The 19,959-nt window shown below is 39.3% G+C and carries 20 protein-coding genes; 4 read left to right on the forward strand and 16 right to left on the reverse strand.

Translation table 11 applies throughout. The features are described from left to right. Positions 1-42: 42 nt before the first annotated feature. The 4 genes from E7K77_RS02620 to E7K77_RS02635 form a co-directional block, all read right to left on the reverse strand. A complete protein-coding gene (locus E7K77_RS02620) occupies positions 43-1,419 on the reverse strand; it encodes a cobyrinate a,c-diamide synthase (RefSeq protein WP_325306035.1) in 1,377 nt (458 codons plus the stop codon). 29 nt (positions 1,420-1,448) lie between these two features. Next, entirely contained in the window at positions 1,449-2,156 is a 708-nt protein-coding gene (gene cobI / locus E7K77_RS02625; RefSeq protein WP_004696248.1) for a precorrin-2 C(20)-methyltransferase, read from the reverse strand. 87 nt (positions 2,157-2,243) lie between these two features. Next, on the reverse strand, positions 2,244-3,098 hold the full coding sequence (locus E7K77_RS02630) for a sirohydrochlorin cobaltochelatase (protein WP_316105297.1): 855 nt from the start codon (positions 3,096-3,098) through the stop codon (positions 2,244-2,246). Between the two features lie 206 nt (positions 3,099-3,304). Then, on the reverse strand, positions 3,305-4,186 hold the full coding sequence (locus E7K77_RS02635) for a sirohydrochlorin cobaltochelatase (RefSeq protein WP_004696252.1): 882 nt from the start codon (positions 4,184-4,186) through the stop codon (positions 3,305-3,307). Positions 4,187-4,660: 474 nt separating this feature from the next. Between E7K77_RS02635 and E7K77_RS02640 the strand changes: the two genes are divergently transcribed. Together E7K77_RS02640 and E7K77_RS02645 are read left to right on the forward strand one after the other, a co-directional pair. After that, a complete protein-coding gene (locus tag E7K77_RS02640) occupies positions 4,661-5,650 on the forward strand; it encodes a sirohydrochlorin cobaltochelatase (RefSeq protein ID WP_101928374.1) in 990 nt (329 codons plus the stop codon). Between the two features lie 51 nt (positions 5,651-5,701). Then, the gene (locus E7K77_RS02645; protein WP_119563156.1) at positions 5,702-6,643 is read left to right on the forward strand and encodes an ABC transporter substrate-binding protein; all 942 of its coding nucleotides are present in this window, start codon (positions 5,702-5,704) and stop codon (positions 6,641-6,643) included. Between the two features lie 68 nt (positions 6,644-6,711). Here E7K77_RS02645 and E7K77_RS02650 read toward each other — a convergent pair whose 3' ends face one another. From E7K77_RS02650 to E7K77_RS02705, 12 genes are all read right to left on the reverse strand, one after another. Next, positions 6,712-7,494: an ABC transporter ATP-binding protein gene (locus E7K77_RS02650; RefSeq protein ID WP_105086614.1), complete on the reverse strand. Its 783-nt coding sequence runs from the start codon at positions 7,492-7,494 to the stop codon at positions 6,712-6,714. Beyond that, positions 7,494-8,489: a FecCD family ABC transporter permease gene (locus tag E7K77_RS02655; RefSeq protein ID WP_311573926.1), complete on the reverse strand. Its 996-nt coding sequence runs from the start codon at positions 8,487-8,489 to the stop codon at positions 7,494-7,496. The genes E7K77_RS02650 and E7K77_RS02655 overlap by 1 nt, the downstream gene beginning before the upstream one ends. A gap of 152 nt (positions 8,490-8,641) precedes the next feature. Further along, positions 8,642-9,307 carry a precorrin-8X methylmutase gene (locus E7K77_RS02660; protein WP_004696261.1) on the reverse strand — a complete coding sequence of 222 codons (666 nt, stop codon included), beginning with the start codon at positions 9,305-9,307 and terminating at the stop codon, positions 8,642-8,644. Further along, positions 9,294-10,082 (reverse strand): precorrin-6A reductase, encoded by a 789-nt coding sequence (gene cobK / locus E7K77_RS02665; RefSeq protein WP_004697081.1) that lies wholly within the window; start codon positions 10,080-10,082, stop codon positions 9,294-9,296. Before cobK ends, E7K77_RS02660 begins: the two co-directional genes overlap by 14 nt. Further along, a complete protein-coding gene (cobJ, locus tag E7K77_RS02670; protein WP_004697003.1) occupies positions 10,079-10,768 on the reverse strand; it encodes a precorrin-3B C(17)-methyltransferase in 690 nt (229 codons plus the stop codon). The genes cobK and cobJ overlap by 4 nt, the downstream gene beginning before the upstream one ends. A gap of 29 nt (positions 10,769-10,797) precedes the next feature. Further along, positions 10,798-11,943, reverse strand: a complete 1,146-nt coding sequence (locus E7K77_RS02675; RefSeq protein ID WP_325306059.1) for a cobalt-precorrin 5A hydrolase — start codon at positions 11,941-11,943, stop codon at positions 10,798-10,800. A 4-nt stretch (positions 11,944-11,947) separates the two neighbouring features. Next, entirely contained in the window at positions 11,948-12,709 is a 762-nt protein-coding gene (cobM, locus tag E7K77_RS02680) for a precorrin-4 C(11)-methyltransferase (RefSeq protein ID WP_004696269.1), read from the reverse strand. 1 nt (position 12,710) lies between these two features. Then, a complete protein-coding gene (cbiT, locus tag E7K77_RS02685; protein WP_004697307.1) occupies positions 12,711-13,298 on the reverse strand; it encodes a precorrin-6Y C5,15-methyltransferase (decarboxylating) subunit CbiT in 588 nt (195 codons plus the stop codon). Further along, complete coding sequence (cbiE, locus tag E7K77_RS02690) at positions 13,295-13,921, reverse strand: precorrin-6y C5,15-methyltransferase (decarboxylating) subunit CbiE (protein ID WP_004696273.1); 627 nt, start codon at positions 13,919-13,921, stop codon at positions 13,295-13,297. Before cbiE ends, cbiT begins: the two co-directional genes overlap by 4 nt. Then, on the reverse strand, positions 13,897-15,015 hold the full coding sequence (cbiD, locus tag E7K77_RS02695) for a cobalt-precorrin-5B (C(1))-methyltransferase CbiD (RefSeq protein WP_325306036.1): 1,119 nt from the start codon (positions 15,013-15,015) through the stop codon (positions 13,897-13,899). The genes cbiE and cbiD overlap by 25 nt, the downstream gene beginning before the upstream one ends. Positions 15,016-15,085: 70 nt before the next feature. Further along, positions 15,086-15,580, reverse strand: a complete 495-nt coding sequence (locus E7K77_RS02700; RefSeq protein WP_004696277.1) for a YajQ family cyclic di-GMP-binding protein — start codon at positions 15,578-15,580, stop codon at positions 15,086-15,088. Positions 15,581-15,994: 414 nt separating this feature from the next. Further along, entirely contained in the window at positions 15,995-17,590 is a 1,596-nt protein-coding gene (locus E7K77_RS02705; RefSeq protein WP_325306037.1) for a WG repeat-containing protein, read from the reverse strand. Positions 17,591-17,815: 225 nt separating this feature from the next. On the opposite strand from E7K77_RS02705, the gene E7K77_RS02710 reads away from it, so the two are divergent. Together E7K77_RS02710 and fba are read left to right on the forward strand one after the other, a co-directional pair. Next, on the forward strand, positions 17,816-18,781 hold the full coding sequence (locus E7K77_RS02710) for an RluA family pseudouridine synthase (protein WP_325306038.1): 966 nt from the start codon (positions 17,816-17,818) through the stop codon (positions 18,779-18,781). A 248-nt stretch (positions 18,782-19,029) separates the two neighbouring features. Further along, positions 19,030-19,959 carry a class II fructose-1,6-bisphosphate aldolase gene (gene fba / locus E7K77_RS02715; protein ID WP_155086145.1) on the forward strand — a complete coding sequence of 310 codons (930 nt, stop codon included), beginning with the start codon at positions 19,030-19,032 and terminating at the stop codon, positions 19,957-19,959.

The following is a 19,959-nucleotide window of genomic DNA, read 5'->3' on the forward strand; positions in this document are numbered from 1 at the left end:
TTGCGATAATACTTAATGATATAAACCGATTAAATACATCAATTACTTTTGAGCTTTATAAGTAGCACATGTATCAACAAAGTGTTGTGCCCCTTCATCAGAGCCAGCAAAGTTCAAATGTAAGTAAGAAGCTAATACATTTTTTGTTGCATAGCCGCCGTCATACGATTGAGGTTTACGGCCTCCTTCTAAATGAAAAGCCCATGGGAAGTCATCTATAGTTGGCTCCATTGTAGAGAAATGAAACTCATGACCACGAATAGCTGTATTCATAGCGCCTAATAAAGTATCTCTCTTTGCAGTTGCTGTAACATAGCCCACCTTTTGAAGCTTTTGTTGCATCACACAATTGGCAGGTACAATACCTACAGTTTTATATACAGAGCCTTCAAAGTCATGAATACTTTCACAAAGATACATAAGGCCACCACATTCGGCATAAATAGGCATACCTTGTGCATTAGCTTGGCGGATAGATTCCTTCATAGACTCATTACTAGATAACTGGAATAAAAACATTTCTGGGAAGCCACCACCGAATACAAGTCCGTCTACATCAGGAATTACCGAGTCATTAAGCGGACTAAAGTAAACAAGCTCAGCCCCTTTTTCCTCTAACGCAGCAAGACTAGCTGGATAATAAAAAGAGAATGCCTCATCATAAGCTACACCGATTTTCACACGTTTTTCAATGGATTTAACATCTATAGCATCTGGTAGTTCGATAGTTGGTGCACCAGTAGCAATTTCCAATAATGCATCGAGATTTACCATCTTCTCAACAGCTTCTCGAATCGTATTAATTGCCTCTGTTGGATCGATTTCAGTAACTGGTGTAAGTCCTAAATGACGCTCTGGCGAATGCATACGATCATCACGATAAATGGCACCAATAACAGGTACGCCGATTTTATCCATCCCTTCACGAACCATACGCTCATGATTAGCAGAGCCTAAGCGGTTTAAGATGACACCGCCAAAGTTTACCTCTGGGTCATAGTCACGGAAACCTTTAGCGATAGCAGCCGCACTTTCACCCATAGCCTTACAATCAATAACAAGCACCACCGGTGCATTTAACTGTTTAGCAATTTGAGCCGTAGAACTAACGCCTTCTCGACCACCATCGTAAAGGCCCATAACACCTTCAATAATGGCAAGGTCTACATCGTGCGCCATAGTAGCAAAGAAAGGAGTTAACTTGTGAGGTGGCACAAGCCACGTATCTAAATTATAGCTGTCACGGCCGGATGCAATTTTATGAAAGCCCGGATCAATATAATCCGGGCCCACTTTAAAAGATTGCACCGTACATCCACCATTTGCATAAGCGGCCAATAAGCCCGCTACGATAGTTGTTTTACCAACACCAGAGTTGGTACCAGCAATGACAACACGTGGAATCTGTACTGTGTTCATAGATATTACCTCGTAATACGACGTGTTTGTTAACGATCCTTGCGTTTTGCAAGAATTGTTGATAAGTAGTTGAGTTTAGTATCTTTTGGTATATTATCTAAACCTACGAATACTTGCTCATCAGGCAAACCTACACGGCTAATCATAACCGCATCATCTGCCATATTATGTTTAATCAAGGTTTCTTGTACTTCATCAAAGTTTTTATATACCTTCATGATAACTGCATCATCTGCAACAGCCAATACAGCATCGATTTTTTCTTTAGGCGCTGTAGCTGGAACGATGGCCAATACTTCTTCCTTCTCTACGATTGGGTAGCCAAGGTGAGATCCGATTGCACAGAATGCAGTAACGCCAGGAATTGTTTCAATTTCATGACCTGTATTTTCAATCAAACGGTATACATACATATATGTGCTGTAGAACATAGGATCACCTAGTGTTAAAAATACAACACTTTTACCTTCATCTAAGTAAGACAAGATAACGCGTTTAGCCTCTTGCCAGCCTTCCTCTTGCGTAGAATCATCCAACACCATTGGGAATACTACGGGAACGATTTCTGTATGTTCTTGGATATATGGGGATGCGATATCAAGGGCTACGGAACCATCTTTTTTTTCTGTTTTAGGTGTGATGATAATATCTGCTTCACCTACGATGCGAGCAGCTTTCACAGTCATTAATTCAGAATCGCCAGGGCCTACGCCAATACCATATAATTTACCTTTCATGGGTATCTCCTATTCTTATAGTCACACTTCTATTTATAATTGCAATATCTTTTATTATAACCAATTTATACAATATATACAAAGATACTATTTAATATTTGGAATTGCAGGACGATGTGGGCTACGTTTGCCATACAAATCATCAATACAATCTTGCACATGTTGACGGAAAATATCATGAATCGCTTCATATTCACCTAGAGCACTATGAATTGGTTTAACCGCATATCCTGCTCCAGAAAGTTCATTAACAACACTATCCTCTTCGTCACCAAATAAATCATTTTGTGCATGATCCCCGAGTACCAATAATAAAGGATGTACATAAATTGTTTTTGGACGTTTACCATCAAGCCATTCCCAAGGCATTGCTACATCTGACACATATGGTGCGTTTTCAAGTACAGCAATACGCACATTCGTAAGTCCATTACGGATTAGCTTAAACTGTAAATTACCATATGAAGAATTGCCAGAACCAAGACCTCCATGACCGACCAATAACAAACCATCATCTTTGGAAATATTAAGAGATTTAATGAAACGGTCAATCAAGATTTGGTAATCATCTGGGTGCTCTTCTTGTCCCATATAGTATACGAGAGGTCTACCTACACGCAATACTTCGAGTTGACCTTCACCTTCATGAGCAAGGATATTATTTTTCAATTTATCGAACTCTTCACCACCGGTGAAATGAAGTGGCTGCACATATACATGTGTATAACCTTCTCGAATTAGTTTTTCTAACGCCCCTTGTTCAGTAGGAATCTCAATACCACGCTCACGTAAGCGCTTAACGATGATACGAGAGGAAAAAGCTAATTCTACAGTATAATCCGGATACGATTTACAAATATGTTCTACTACGGAATCGATATTATGTTCACGAGCACTGTCCACAGTGGATCCAAAGGCAACAACTAAGATAGCTTGTTTCATGAATGTCTCCTTATATTAACTAATAATGTATCTTAATCATACCATAGACCATTCTATAGGGGCATACCGTGGTACGTATAAAATAGAAATTATTCTTATCTTTCATGGTAAAAGTAAAAATCCTCCTCATTGGATGTCCAACAAGGAGGATTTTTATTAATGTGAAAGAGTGGAGTGTTGTATGCCTAATTATGTAATAACAAATATCAAGAAATCAAACCTTGCGCTTCTAAGCGAGAATTTGTCATGACAGGTTTTACGGATTCTCTAGGCATGGGCCGTTTACGATCAGACATGCGGATAGCTTGACCTAAATGTTTCAAGAATAAATCTTGTACATGTGGATTTTCCCCAAGCCCTTCATTCCAGATATCAACATTGTAGCCTTCCTCAGCGAGTAAAGCATAAATGGAATCGGAGCGTTCACCGCCAAGATAGTCCATTAAATGTGTAGAACCTATGAGAGCCAATGGTACAACTAATAAATCTTTATGCCCCATACGATCCAAGAAAGTAAGAGCTTGTTTGAATGTAGGGAAACCATTTGTAGTAAATACTACTACGTTTGGCGCTGCCCCATACATAGCTTTTAATTGCAATGTACTGAACTCTAATTGATTTTGACCATTCGCCATGAGCACAACAGATTTATTAAGTGCTTTTGTATTAACGTGACGAACAATGCTTTCTAATGTTGCTTCATAATCATCGGCATAATTTTTTACACCTAAAGAGGTAAGCAATGGTTTACCGATATTTACCTGGCTAAAACCATATTCATTGCTATGTAAAAACTTTAATGCTTGTTTGCGCATTTGTTGGTAGCACTGATCTGCCACCAATGTAATAGGTTGAATGTACACCTCATCAATTCCCATGCGAGCGAAATCTTGCATAGCCTCTGTGAAAGAAGAAATCTTATCTTCGTACTTCTCATTCCACTTCTCTACTAATGCATCAGATAAGAATACGCGGCGTACCTCCATATCACTATACATGGAACGTACTTTTTTCTCTATACTGCCAATGGATTTCTCCACAGCATCTTGGTAAATTGATCCAAAGGATGCAATAATTATGCCTTTCATATGTGACCTCCATATTACTCATACATGAAACAACTTTCACAATTGAAAACTGTTATCAACTACTATGTAATAATAGTACAAGATTAATCTATAGAAGTCAATGAGAAAAAATATCAAAATTAACATTTATAACGATCAATTTAGTTGTAGTAACGTTATGGGCCCCATCAAAATAGTCCTAAATAAAAAGGAAAAATAAAATTACTCACATATTCACATATTCATACCCTTATAACCAACAAGAATATAATTATAAAGTGTACTATCATACTATATTCATCACATTAATTTATTAATACTTTCTTATTTTCTCTATACTTCTAGGGGTATAGGGTTTATTGACACTCCTTAGCCCCTCTGCTACGATTGATTTAAGGTTATATATATGCGATAAATCCATAGTTCTCATTATATTAGAACTATGTGAATGATTGCATATTAGTGTAGTTATAGTTATAAATTAGGAGTATAGAAATGAAAAAACAATTAGCTTTAGCATCCGCTATTCTAGGTCTTGCAGTATCCTTTGGTGCACCTGTTGTATCTAATGCTGCATACCAATTAAATCCTGAAGTAAAAGACCCTACTCCAGCATTAAAAGAAGCTTCTGCAATCGGTGTTCGTACACACAATACTGAAGCTTTACAAAACTTGCCAAACAAAGATGCTATGGTTGTTATGAGCTTTGGTACAACTTATAAAGATACTCGTGCGAAAACAATCGATGCAACTGTAGATGCTATTAAAGCAGCTCATCCAAACACAAAAGTAATTACAGCTTTCACAAGCCATATTATTCGTGATCGTATCCAACAAAAAGAAGGTATTACTTACCCAACTCCTGAAGAAGCATTGGCTGAACTTAAAAAAGACGGTTACACTCGCGTTGCATTAGCATCCCTTGATGTAATTCCTGGTATGGAATACAACTACGATACAGCAGTATATAATTTGTACAAAGATAATTTCAAAAAAATGACACTTGGTACATCTCTTATGTACTGGATGGGTCAAGAAAACCAAACTGACCAAGTTATTGAAACATTAAAAGCTGTTCAATCTCAATTCCCTAAATTAGGCAAAGAAGACGCTCTTCTTATCATGGCTCATGGTACTCCAGATCCTTCCAATGCTTACTATTCCGTAATTCAAGACCGTATCCATACTCTTGGTATGAAAAATGTATTCGTCTACACAGTAGAAGGTACTCCAAATCTTGAACAAGTTATCCCTCAATTAAAATTACATGGTATTAAACACGTTACATTGATGCCATTCATGATGGTTGCAGGCGACCATGCTAACAATGACATGGCTGGTAATGAACCAGATTCCCATAAATCCATCCTTGAAAAAGAAGGCTTCAAAGTTGACACTTACATCCATGGCTTAGGTGAAAATCCTAACATCCGTAACTTATTCGTTGAACGTGCTAACGAATCTTGGGACGCATTACAAAAATAATCAATCCATAATTTAACTAGTATCGTTATATAACGTACATAGGAGTACATCATGAAAAAACTACTACTTTGTAGTCTCGCTTTGGTCATGGTTGTACTAGCAATAGCTGGGTGTGGTAAATCCACATCCAGCTCTTCTGCTACTACGAAGGAGTTGACCTTTAATGGTCAAACCTATACTGTACCAAAGGATCCACAAAAAATTGCTGTATTATCTAATTCTGTTTTATCTATGCTTTATGCTGTCGATGGTAAAGCCATTAGCCGTGCCAATACAACGGATAAATTAGCCCCAGAATTAGAAGCTCTACCCGCTCTTGGTCAAACTGCAAATATCAACATGGAACAACTATTAGGCTTGAAGCCAGATGTGGTATTGGGTTTAGTAAATCAACATAAAAAATATGAATCCCAATTACAAGCTAATAATATTCCAACCGTACTTTTTGATTACGATGGTATTAAAGATAATGTACCAATGTTAACATTCCTTGGCGAGTTAACCAATCATCAAGATAAGGCTAAATCTATTATTAATACCTATGAAAGCAATATTACCAAGGTAAAAGATGCTGTTAAGAATCAACAGCCTGCACGTGTTGCCGTATTACGTGCCACAGGAAAAGGTGTAACTGCCGAAACTGATGAAGCAGTTACTGCATCTATGGTAAAAGAACTAGGCATGACAAACGTTGTTGCCTCCCACTTAGAAGGTACAACCAAGGATAAAACTGTCCCTTACTCTCTTGAAACATTGACTGCAGATAACCCTGATATTATCTTTGTTGTTACAATGGGTAAAGAAGAAGAAATTACAAAAGCTATGAAACAAGCTATGACAGATAATCCTGCATGGGCTAATTTAAAAGCCGTACAAAATAACCGCGTAATATACTTACCATCTAAACTATTCCTATTAAACCCAGGACTACAAACACCTGAAGCTATGGCACGTTTAGTTAAAGAAGCATACGGTATTAATGTTACATTCTAACATATTGTATCATGCGAAAGAGGGCATCCCCCAAATAGGGAATGCCCTCTTTTTCTATTAGTATCAAGCTACTCAACTAATCCTTTTACGCGCACATATTTTTTATTATCAAATGTATCAAGTTGTACATCTACAGAGAATACATCTCTAAACAACTCATCCGATATAATTTTACTTGTCTCTCCTGATGCTACTAAATGGCCTTCTTTTATAACAGCCATATAATGTGAATATTGAACCGCCTGTGTTAGTTCGTGAAGTACCATGAGAACGGTTAAATCTTGTTCCTTATTTAATCGTTTCAATAACTCCATAATTTCTAATTGGTGATTAATATCTAAATATGTTGTTGGTTCGTCTAAGACTAATAATTTTGGTTGCTGTGCTAGCGCCATAGCAATCCAAACGCGTTGCCGTTCACCACCAGATAGGGATGGGATTAATTGTTCTCGCAAATGATTCGTTTTCGTGATATGTAACGCATAGTCAACAATCTCACGATCTTCTTTAGCCGTGTTTTTCCACCATGTTTGGTATGGATACCGTCCACAATATACCAATTCTTCTACAGTCATATCCTTTGGCATATTCGGTACTTGTGGCAAAAATGCCATTTGCCGTGCCAGATTGTTTTGAGAATATGATTGTAACGGTTTATCAAATATGGTAATACATTCATGAGGGCTATGAATATATCCGATCATAGATCGTAAAAGCGTACTTTTACCACAACCATTAGGCCCTATTAATGTCGTAATTTTACCGATAGGAACTGATACATTAATGTCATGTAGAATATGACGATTACCAAGAGTTACGGATAACTGTTTTACATCAATAGCGGTATTCATTAGTTATCCCTCCTCAATAGGTACAAGAAGAACGGCGCTCCAAAGAATGCCATAATAATGCCTACAGGTACCTCTATAGGGCTCCACATAACACGTCCTATTGTATCACTGACAACAAGAACTAGGGCCCCTAATAATGCGGATCCAGGCAGTAAATATGCATAGTCATTACCGATTATGAGACGTAACATATGGGGGATAACCAAACCTACAAATCCGATAAGCCCAGCAATACTTACAGCACCAGCCGCTAAAAGAGCAGCCACTGCAGTCATAACAAACCGTGTTTGTTCTACCTTAAGGCCTAATCCCTTTGCAGTTTCATCGCCTAAGCTCAAAATGGTAAGTCGTTTAGCTCCTAAACAGGCAAAAATAAGGCCAACTATAGCATAGGGAAACAGCACTTCTACTTGAGGCCAACTGCGTGCAGCGAGTCCTCCTACCATCCAAAGCAATGCCCCTTGTACACGATCACCAAAGAATACAAGTAGTGCTGAAATACCTGAGCCTAAAAAGGCTGCGACCGCAACACCAGCTAAGATAATACGACTAGGTCGCACTCCATTTTTCCATGCTAATGCATACACCATGAGTGCTGCAGCCATAGCACCTAAAAAGGCCACTAAAGGAACTATATGATCATACCCAGGAAATAAAATAAATATGATAACACCAGCTAGACCTGCACCAGAGGATACCCCTACAATCTGTGGGTCCGCTAGGGGATTTTTCATAACAGCTTGCAAAATTGCACCAGATACAGCGAGACATGCCCCCACTAACGCAGCTACAATATTGCGAGGCAATCGAATATTCCAAATAATTTGTGAAGATGTATCAGTTAGCTCACTAGACCATAATGTATACCAAATCTCAGTTAATGATACGGGTGTTGATCCCCAAATAAGAGATATAATCATGCTCATAATAACGGCGATGATTAAGATACAAATCACTGATACACGAAATAATTTTCGTTCATTACTAGATGCCATATGAACCCCCTCTCAAAATTAACTATATTATAAGAAATTTACTATAGTATAATTATCGTGTTTAGCTAATTTATATTTAGCTAATTATTGTGAAAAATATATACAGTAAAACCCGAATCGCAAAACTACTAAAACACGATTCGGGTTATGTATTATTTAGATTCTTTACCTTCTACAAAAAGCATGTCATTGCGTTTTACGTCTGTGTAAAGCAATGCATTACATACGGAAGCAGCGATTGGGCTACCACCTTTGTTGCCTTTTACAGTGATGTAAGGAACTGGGGATACTTCCATCAAATAATCTTTGGATTCTGCAGCACCTACAAAGCCTACAGGGATACCAATAATAAGAGCTGGTTTAATGCCTTCTTCAAGAGCAAGGCGCAACACTTCATACAATGCAGTTGGTGCATTACCGATAGCAACGATTTGTCCTTCTAGTTGTTTACCAAAGGTACGCATAGCCGCAATGGAACGAGTTACACCTAATTCTTTAGCCATTTTAGCTACATTTTCGTCTTTAATTAAGCAGTGCACTTCATTGCCGCGAATTTTAAGAGCTGGCTTAGAAATACCTGTGCGAACCATTTCTACATCTGTATAAATGTCTGCACCATTATCCAATGCTTCAATACCTTTTTGAACAGCATCAGGGCTCATTTTTACGAGTTGAGCATATTCGACATCACCAGACGCATGTACTGTACGAGATACAACGCGCACTTCATCATCTGTTAAGCCTAAATCCTTTACATAATCATAAATGATTTCCATGCTTTTATCTTCAATAGCTTTAGGATTTTTAACGTAATCCATTAGTGTCCTCCCATAATTTAAAGAATTCATCATTTGATGATACCACGTGACTTTCAAGTTTAACACGTGGACGATCGATAACAATAACATGGATACCAAGATCCATAGCAGCTTGTAATTTTGTATCAGCACCACCTACAAGGCCAGAGTTTTTCATAACTACAACGCTTGCCTGTGTATCGTGGAACATGATGCGGTTCATATCATAAGAAAATGGACCTTGAACAGCAACAATGCGCTTAGGACTCACGTTGAGGTCTTCCATCATTTGTAACACCTCTGCAGTCGGCAAAATACGTGTCCATACTTCACAATCTTGTAAAGCCTCAGATTTAGCAAAGATGTGCATTGTCTTACTACCTGTGGTCAAATACACATGTTTGTTATTCTCCTTTGCCAATTTGCCAGCTAAATTTGCGGCCTCTACCTCATCCACTACGATATGTAATTTATCATAATCTGGTAATGGTACCTCTTTACGTTCAAAGCGAACAAAAGGAATACCTTTAGCTTTTGCTGCATCTTGAGCCGTAGCTGTAACAATAGCAGCATACGGATGGCTCGCATCGATTAATAAGCGTATGTTGTGTTCCTTAATCAAATTTTGCATAGCCTCTTGGTCAAGGCGGCCCGTATGAACGGTAATTCCCTTATGGGCAGCAAGTTCTGCCCCATACTGACTCACAACAGTAACGAGAACCTCTTCACCTGTCCGTTCTTGAATATCTACCGCTAAGGTACGACCATCTAAGGTACCAGCGATGACCCAAATCATAATTTGTAGCCTCGAGGTGTAATCATGCGGCCATTTTCAACATAGGTTTGGCTATTACCGATAATAACAAGTGTTTGCATATCCACTTCTTCTTTTGTAAAGTTTTCAAGGTCAGAAATTACCATATGTTGACCTGGGCGTCCTGCTTTTTGCACGATGCCAACAGGTGTTTTTGGGTCGCGGTATTTAAGAACGATTTCACGAACTTCATCTAAGTGAGTAACACGTTTTTTACTGCGCGGATTGTACAAGGAGATAACCATGTCACCTTGTGCACAAAGATCAGCACGTTTTTTAATTAGATCCCATGGAGTCATCAAGTCACTAAGAGAAATGACCGCAAAGTCATGCATCAAAGGTGCGCCTAAAACAGATGCTGCTACGTTTACAGCGCTAAGGCCAGGTACAATATCTACGGAAGGACGTTTTTCTGCTGGTACTTTATTAGCAAGTTCCAACACAAGACCTGCCATACCATATACGCCAGAGTCACCAGAGGATACAACTACGACTTGATGACCTTCTACTGCTAAATCAACTGCTTGTTGGCAACGATCTACCTCTTGCATCATGGCAGTGCCTACAGTCTCTTTACCTTCAATTAGGTCTTTAATCAAGTCAAGATAAGTCAAATAACCTACAACACGGTCAGCCGCTAAGATAGCTTCACGTGCTTGAGGTGTCATGAACTCTTCATCGCCAGGGCCGATGCCGATTACTTTGATGTTACCTGAGCAATGGCTACCGTTGTTTTGGGATAAATTGTTTTGTGCTGTATTAGTGTTCGGCTCTTGGCCGCTAGTAATGCCGTTGTCTCGCATACGTTTCCTACTCCTATAGTTCCTTTTACAAAATTAGATTCTTTTAATTCTTGTTCTTCAATAAGTAGTGCCATCTCGTCCTGCGTATAGAACACGATAGGCCACCCCATAATTTGCATAGCCTCTAAAAGGCCTACTTCGTCTTGTTTTACGATGACCGATGCAGCCGTTACGAGGCTCTTTGGTGAAAGCTTATGTACTGCTAGCGATTGTTGAATGGCGTCAAGAATCAATTCCTTCGGCGTATCTCGACGACAACCAATACCCATCGTATACGTACGAGGGCGCAAAATCAATTGATGACCATACTCGGTCATTACTTTATCAGTAATTACAACTCGAGATGAGCCCTCTCCAGCGCTCTCATTTTTACAGGGAATAGACTCAAGTTGATCCAAAGAAACAATATGAACCATACCATGTTTACCAATATGAGCTTTCGCAGCTTGTTCTAAATGCTCTGCATTCGGTAAGCTTGCATCGATATAATAATCAACCTGTTCTCCCCCAACGATGGCAGAGTTCACATTGATTAAGGTTTGGAAGTCATCTACCAACAGATGCTCGTGACGCGCCAACACGTCAGGCGCTGGCAATCCGTTTACATCCGTTGCAGTCGTAATCACAGGGTCCGCATCAATGGCCAGCGAAATGGACTGCGTCCATTCGTTGGCGCCCCCAAGGTGGCCAGATAATAAGCTAATCACATGGTGTCCTACTTCGTCCATTACGACTACCGCAGGATCCTTGGATTTGTGTTCAATATATGGTGCAATCATGCGCACTACGATACCAAGTGCCATAATGCATAATACTTGGTCGTAATCCTTAAAAATCTGTCCAATATGGTTTTTGAGAGAATCAAAATAGATGGCCTCACCACCAGAAGGACGGTTTTCCTTTTCAAAACAATCCGCATGAGGTGCCACCAAAGACTTGATGCGTTGACCCAGCTTTGCACCTCGTTCAGAAACAGAAAGAATAGCCGTTCTATTCTTCCTAGCTTCCGTCATAGGCCCACCAATTTCTAGTTCTTTCATCATACTAGTCCTTAGCACTGCGGTACATGTGAGCAAAGCCTTTGTCATAGAGTTTAGACAATTCGTATTCACTATCTAATACATGGCTTACTACAATCATAGCTTGGCGCAATACGCCTTCTTTCGCTACGATGTCCGCAATGGTTTCCAATGTGCCGCGGATAATACGTTGGTCTGGCCAAGAAGCTTTTACCACGATAGCCACTGGAGTTGTTTTGTCATAACCACCCTCGATGAGTTCAGCTACAACCTTATCTAACATTTGAACGCTAAGGAAAATACACATTGTCGCTTCATGAGATGCTAACATGCGCAATTTTTCCTTTGGAGGCATCGGCGTACGGCCTTCCATACGCGTAATAATAACTGTTTGAGATACATTTGGCAATGTATATTCTTGTTTCAAAGCCGCTGCTGTAGCAAGGAAAGAGCTTACGCCCGGCACGACTTCATAAGAAATACCCATGCCAGCCAATGCATCCATTTGCTCTTGAATAGCACCGTAAATAGCAGGGTCACCTGTGTGAAGGCGAACTACACGTTTACCAGCCTCAACGGCAGCTTTCATAACAGCCAAAACCTCATCAAGGTTCATAGTAGCACTGTTATGGATTTCACAGCCTGGTTTACAAGCCTCTAAAATGGCAGGGTTTACCAAGGAACCCGCATAAATTACAACATCTGCCTCTTGCACTAAACGATACCCTTTGCGAGTAATTAACTCAGGATCCCCAGGGCCTGCACCTACGATATGTACGTCAACCATATTACTCTCCTTCTGCGATACGCGTTGCAGATACAATGAAAATTGGACTCAATGGGTCTAACAAATGATAGGGACCAGCCTTGCGGTAACGGCTGATGGACATTTGGTAACCTTCATACGTGAAAGGACGACCTTTCAACTCTTTCAAGATTGTATAACCTGTCTCCATCGTTACAGCAGTTACTACTAGACGGCCGCCTACTTTTAAAAGACGTTGCGCTTCATCCATGATGCCTGTCATACCACCAGCGCTACCTCCGATGATAACCGCATCAAGCTCAGGCAATTCTTCCATGCCTTCAGGAGCTTTGGATTTGATTACGGTCATATTATTTACATTGAATTTCTTTATATTCTCATTGATAAGGTCGATGCCTTTATCAAAGCGCTCAATTGCATATACATGCCCTTTAGGAGCTGCCAAGGCTGCTTCAATAGAAATAGAGCCCGTACCAGCACCTACGTCAAGGACAATGCTATCCTCCTCGATGCGTGCCTCATTCATAACGGCTTTGCGAATTTCGCATTTCGTCATCGGCACATCGCCGCGGATAAACTCCTCATCAGGAATTCCGAAAAAATGTCTCATCCTAGTACCACCATTACAGAATGACCAAAGCCTTCGAGCTCAGTTAACACCTCTAGCGTAGAGTCTACGATTTTTTCATCATCATAACTCAAGCGCTCAAGGGCTGCCGCTCTCGTTTCTTTTGGCCAACCTGCATCTATTAAAATACGCGCAATATGCGCTGGATTATATTCAGGATCCGTTAAGAATCCCATCTTTTTACCTGCTTCATATACGAGTTTCTCTGGTGCCGGTTGGCGACCGTGAAAGCTCATTAAATCCGCATCATGCCACACCTCATTGAGTCGAGCAAAGGCAAAGGTCATAGAACTAATGCCTGGTACCACCTCAATAGGATTAGCAGGGAATTTTTTCTTTAAATATGGCAATAAGCTATAGTAGCCTGTATCGCCACTAACCATAACTACAACGTCATGGTCGTTGAGCTCACGCTCAATTTGCTCCGCTAATACGCTGAGCTTACCCGTTACAGGATATGTAATTTGGCCAGGCTCTTGAAAGTCCTCTAAAGAACGTTCACTGCCTACCAATACTGTAGCATGTTTAATTAAATTAAGGCCTCTAGGCACCACATAATCAGGATTACCCGGACCAATGCCTACGATATACAAGGTATGTGCCAATGTTCAAGTTCTCCTATCTCTTTTGCATGCTTATCCATTGCCAAGATTTCGCCCTTTAAGGTCGTAATAATGATGCCCACCTCTGCTTCGTTAGCAATATAGCGCTCACTACGTAGAGATGCACGATCTACAACACGTTGGTACACACCAGTCAATCCTTCTCGCTCCAAGATAGGGAATGTAGACTCTGTGGTTTGGCAATTAAATAACTCTTCACACACCGCTTGCGATGCCCCTTCTAGGGCTGCATAGGCCACGATGCTTTCCATACGACCATCACTCATGCGATTATGAGTATGGAAGCTACCACTAGCTAGTTTGATTAACTTACCGATATGACCGATAATTAGGATTCGCTTAAATCCAATCTGTACAGCCTTTTCTAGCATAAATCCGATAAAGTTACTCGTTTCTGCCATTTGGTTCTTATGGATACCTAATACTTGTTCTGCAAGATCTTGACCAATACGCCCCGGTACGAGAACAGCTGTTTCACATCCGCTAGCCTTCATAACTTTCAACTGTGGCACTAACGAGTTCTTAAACCCTTCTTCACTCATAGGCTTAACAATACCGGTAGTACCAATAATGGAAATGCCACCTTCGATACCAAGTGTATGATTCAAGGTTTTCTTAGCTAATACCTTACCATTAGGAACACTAACAGTTACTGTTACACCTTGACCATGGACACAATGTTCTTCAAAAACTAGCTTCATCATTGTCCGGGGCCCTGGATTGATAGCCGGTTCTCCTGGTGGCATAGCAAGGCCTGGTTTCGTTACAGTACCTACACCAAAGCCAGCTCGGAATCGCAGTTCACCAGTATCATCAAGGGTCACTGTCGTTTCCACATCATTGCCATGAGTTACATCAGGATCGTCGCCGCCGTCTTTCATGACGGTCACCTTCGCCTCTGTATCGGATATAATCTCTACCGCTTTAATAGGAACCTCAATGTACTGCCCTTGAGGGTTCTCAATGACCACTTGATCCACAATATTCTTATCTAAGAGGGCCAATAAACCAGCTTTCATACCTGCCGTAGCACATGAACCTGTGGTATATCCACCCTTCATGTCCTCCACTTTCATAAGGCCTCCTACACTGATAGTATTAGAGACTCAAACGAGTCTAACTAACCTATCCTATGGACATATAGTATTAAGAACGGAAGTTAACGAATTGCAGTTCTACAGGGATATCCAATTGTTTTAACATTTGGATTACTGCTTGCAAATCATCTTTGTCCTTACCAGATACGCGCACTTGATCCTCTTGGATAGATGCTTGTACCTTAATTTTCATGTTTTTAATTGCTTTTACTACTTCTTTAGCATTTTCTTTAGTAATGCCTTTTTTAATAGTAATGATTTGGCGAACTGTTGCACCTGCTGCTGGTTCAACTTTGCCGTAGTCAAGATTTTTAATCGCTACGTTACGTTTAACCATCTTGCCTTTTAAAACATCGATAATGGCATTCAATTTATATTCATCATCACCGATGATTTTAATAGTGTCACCTTCAAGACTAATTTCCGCTTTAGAACCACGGAAATCATAGCGCGTACCAATCTCTTTTTTCGCTTGGTTTACCGCATTATCCACTTCCTGCATATCCACTTCGGACACAACGTCAAAGGAACAATCTTTAGCCATTTTATACCTCCTACACCTGAACCTATTGGGCATAAGGTTCATAGCATTACTTTCATCATCCTCATATTCCAAGTAAAAATGTAAAACTACACCAAATCGGAATACATCTCTCTAATTATACCTTAAAATACGCTTATTTTCTAGGTAAATCGATTTTCTTAATTATAATTATTAGCTATATATTAATGAAGCTTTTATAAGTATAGTGAAAGTTCTCTAATACGGTTATGCAACGCAATCCACAAGACAAATAATATAAAAAACTAGCAACATACATAATATATGTACATTGCTAGTTCTATATAACGCTATTCTGTTGTATTTAGTCTATAGCTAAAAACTATAACTAAAAAATACTAATTAAGCCAGAACTAAAGGCAATATAAATTCAGAGGAATTCTAAAACCAATTATATTATAAAACGTTTACCGCATCATATGTAGGTTGTACAAGCCATTCACCTTTGGAGTTCATGATTCCCCATTTGCCTTTAGACTTAACAGAGCTGAAACCATGGTTAAAGGACTTAGCGTCTTCAATAAGTTTGTTTGTATCTCTAAATAAAATATGACCATTATTATCTATGATTGTATAGCCCTCTTTACCAGTATGAACCCATGTTACAGTATCATTGTTGAACGGTTCAATAGTTGCTTCTGTTTGAGCAGAATACAAGGATTTACCACTATTCATATCGATAAGGTTTTTAACATGATCTTTCACAACTACTAAACGATCAGTCCCTGCAAAGGAAATAGAATCATATTTGAAGGTTACTACTTGCTTACCTGTTGATACATCGAAAATGCCCCATTTCTCAGTCTTATTGTCTCTTAACGCTAATAGACCATTTAATTTATCCATTTCACCTGCATCGTAATCGCCTGGTTGAATAACAACTTCACCTTTACGATTCACAAAGTATAAATTACCAGCATCTTTGATTACCGTACCATAAGCTGTGATAGGCCATACTTTATCTTTTTTGCTGTCGATTACAATATTACCAAAACGATCAATATAGCCACGTTTTGCACCATCATAGGCAAAACCACCTACGTGATAATGTTGACCACCTAAAAGCGCACCTCCAAGGATACCACCCACGATGAAGCCACCTACAAGGCCACCTAAATTAAAGCCACTCACGGAACGGCGGTATTCAGCCAGACCATTACGGTATCTATATACCTCTTTAGATGGAGCATTAAATAATTCTTTACCAGTACCATCAATAGCTACGATTTTACCTTTAGCATTTTTAACAAAAGCACGGTCTTCGCTAAATCCAGTCACGATTTGACGGAATTGTGGAGCAATCACTACTTTATCATCAGTAGTTTTAAAGCCATATTTGCCTTTTTCTTTAAACTCTACATAAGAATCGCTTGCATACTCTTGAGTTGCTTCTTGTTTTACACGTTCTTTTAAAGCTTCCTCTTCAGAGATTTCTACACCCTTAGGCGTAACCCAAGTGTCTGTTTTTTTATCTACTTGAGCTAACACATTGCCCGTTTTATAATCAACATCTTTAATTTCTTTATACTTAGGCTCAATAGCAACGGTACCGTCTGGACGGATAACACCCCATTTACCACCTTGTTTCATAGCTACCAATACACCATGTTCAAGGACTTCGTCATTTTTGAAAGTAGTGCCTTTACCAGATTTTAAAGATTTAGGTGCATTGCGATAAGGGTTTAATGCGCTCGCCACATCAGCTGCGATATAACCAGAAAGTGCACTACGCTCTTCAATTTTTTGAGGAGTCATAACGCCTACACTAGCTTTTGTACTTTTAGTGGAGCTAGAGCTATCTGTACGCACAGTAGAAGTTGATGTAGTTGTTGTATGTTGCTCACGAGTAACACGTGTACTAGTAGATGTTGGTGTATCGTGGTTTGTTACCGTTGTGCTACTAGTAGATGTTGTAGTAGATGCCGCAAAAGTTGTTGTAGACATAGCCGCTAACACACATGCGACTAATACAGATTTCTTGTTAATATTCATAAACCTCTCCTTTTATAGAATAAGCTATAACCATACAGTCGTTAACATACATATATAGTTCATAAAATATACTGTTATAACTAAACACACAGTTTTACAGTAAAAAAGTTCACACATAAATAATGTATAAAATTTAATAATTCAAATTATACTATATGAACCTTCATAAAAACAACGAATCATGAAAAATTCTTCATTTTTATTTTATTTGTTATAATAATACGTATGAAAGTAGCAACAATAATCGACTTAATTGTAGATTCTGATGTACACACACAATCTATAAATCATATTATAAAACAACAGCATATTTCCCAGCGCATGAGACGACGTTTACGAAGTGATGCCATCATAACAATTAATGGTAAACCTGCTACCTGGAATACGCTTATTCATGGTGGTGATCATCTCATTATGAAGTTAACACCAGAGCAAGAGTTTAGTTTAAGCCCTATGGAACTAGATATCATATATGAGGACGAATATATTTTAGTCATTAATAAAGCGGCTGGTATTCTTATGCACCCTACTTCTACCGTACGAGATCATACGCTAGCAAATGGTGTACTTCATTACTACCAAGAAACACATCAGCATTATGATTTTCATCCTGTACATCGATTAGATAAGGATACCTCTGGTATTGTCATCATTGCTAAGACATCCGTAGTACAACATGCTTTTGATAAAAAACACACCCATTTTTACAAAAGCTACGACGCCATTGTAGAAGGACATCTCCCTTCTGTACCTATAAGCATTAACTGGCCTATAGGTCGTAAACCAGGCAGTATCATTGAGCGTTGTTGTACAGACCAAGGAAAGCTGGCTCGCACAGATATAACAGTAATTAGTAAAAATACAAGCAAAATTAACTATAGTAAAAACAACTCTGATGATATGATTAATAATAGTAGTATATGTCCAGCTGACAACTCTATAATAGTTTATAATCACTTTACTCATGTGCAATGCTTATTACACACAGGGCGCACTCATCAGATTCGAGTTCATTTATCTCAACTAGGGTATCCACTAGCTGGTGATGACTTATACGGTGGTCATCTAGAATTTATTCAACGCCAAGCACTGCATGCATCGCACGTAAGCTTTTACCATCCCATAACAGATGAATGGCTTGAACTGCATGCAAAAATGCCAGAAGATATGAAAGTCTTGCTAAACGATTGAGCAAATTTAAAGCCACTAAATAAATGCTAATGCACAAAAACAACCCACATGGGTCACAAAATAAGACGAAATTTATGCATAAGTTATACAAAAAATATTGGCCCTTTATAGTGTTTCTTGATATACTTAACTTGAATTGATATATGATTGCAATAACAGAAATGCATCTAGTTCTTACGAGCTAGAAATATTAGCAGTCACGGTATTAATAACATGATATAACAGGCCCTATGGCCAAGGAGGACAACATGCCATTAGTTACTACTACAGAAATGTTCAAAAAAGCCTATGAAGGCGGCTATGCTGTTGGCGCTTTCAATGTAAACAACATGGAAATCGTACAAGGTATTGTAGATGCAGCAAAAGAGGAACAATCTCCTCTTATCTTGCAAGTATCTGCAGGCGCACGTAAATATGCTAAACATATTTACCTTGTAAAACTTGTGGAAGCCGCTCTTGAAGACAGCAATCTACCAATCGCTCTTCACCTTGACCACGGCGATTCCTTCGAAATTTGTAAAGACTGTGTAGATGGTGGTTTTACATCCGTTATGATTGATGCATCGCATCATGATTTCGATGAAAACGTAAAAATCACAAAACAAGTTGTTGAATATGCTCACGCTCACGGCGTTGTAGTAGAAGCAGAATTGGGCCGTTTAGCAGGCGTTGAAGATGATGTAAACGTATCTGATGCAGATGCTCGCTTCACTGATCCTGAACAAGCTGCTGAGTTTGTCCATCTCACAGGTGTAGACTCCTTAGCAATCGCTATTGGTACTAGCCACGGTGCATACAAATTCAAAGGCAACCCTTACCTCGATTTTGATCGTTTGAAAAAAGTTGGCGAATTATTGCCTAACTTCCCAATCGTATTGCATGGGGCATCCTCCGTATTGCCTGAATTCGTAGCAAAATGTAATGAATTTGGTGGCAACATCCCTGGTGCACAAGGCGTACCTGAAGAAATGCTTCACAAAGCTGCTCAAATGGCAGTTTGCAAAATCAATATTGATACAGACCTTCGCCTTGCTATGACTGCATCTGTACGCGAATACTTGGCTCAAAACCCATCTGAGTTTGACCCACGCAAATATTTAGGACCTGCTCGTGATGCTATTAAAGGCATGGTAGCTCACAAAATTAAAAATGTATTAGGTTCCTCTAACAAACTATAA

It is taken from the genome of Veillonella parvula (assembly GCF_032577575.1).
Classification (GTDB): domain Bacteria; phylum Bacillota; class Negativicutes; order Veillonellales; family Veillonellaceae; genus Veillonella.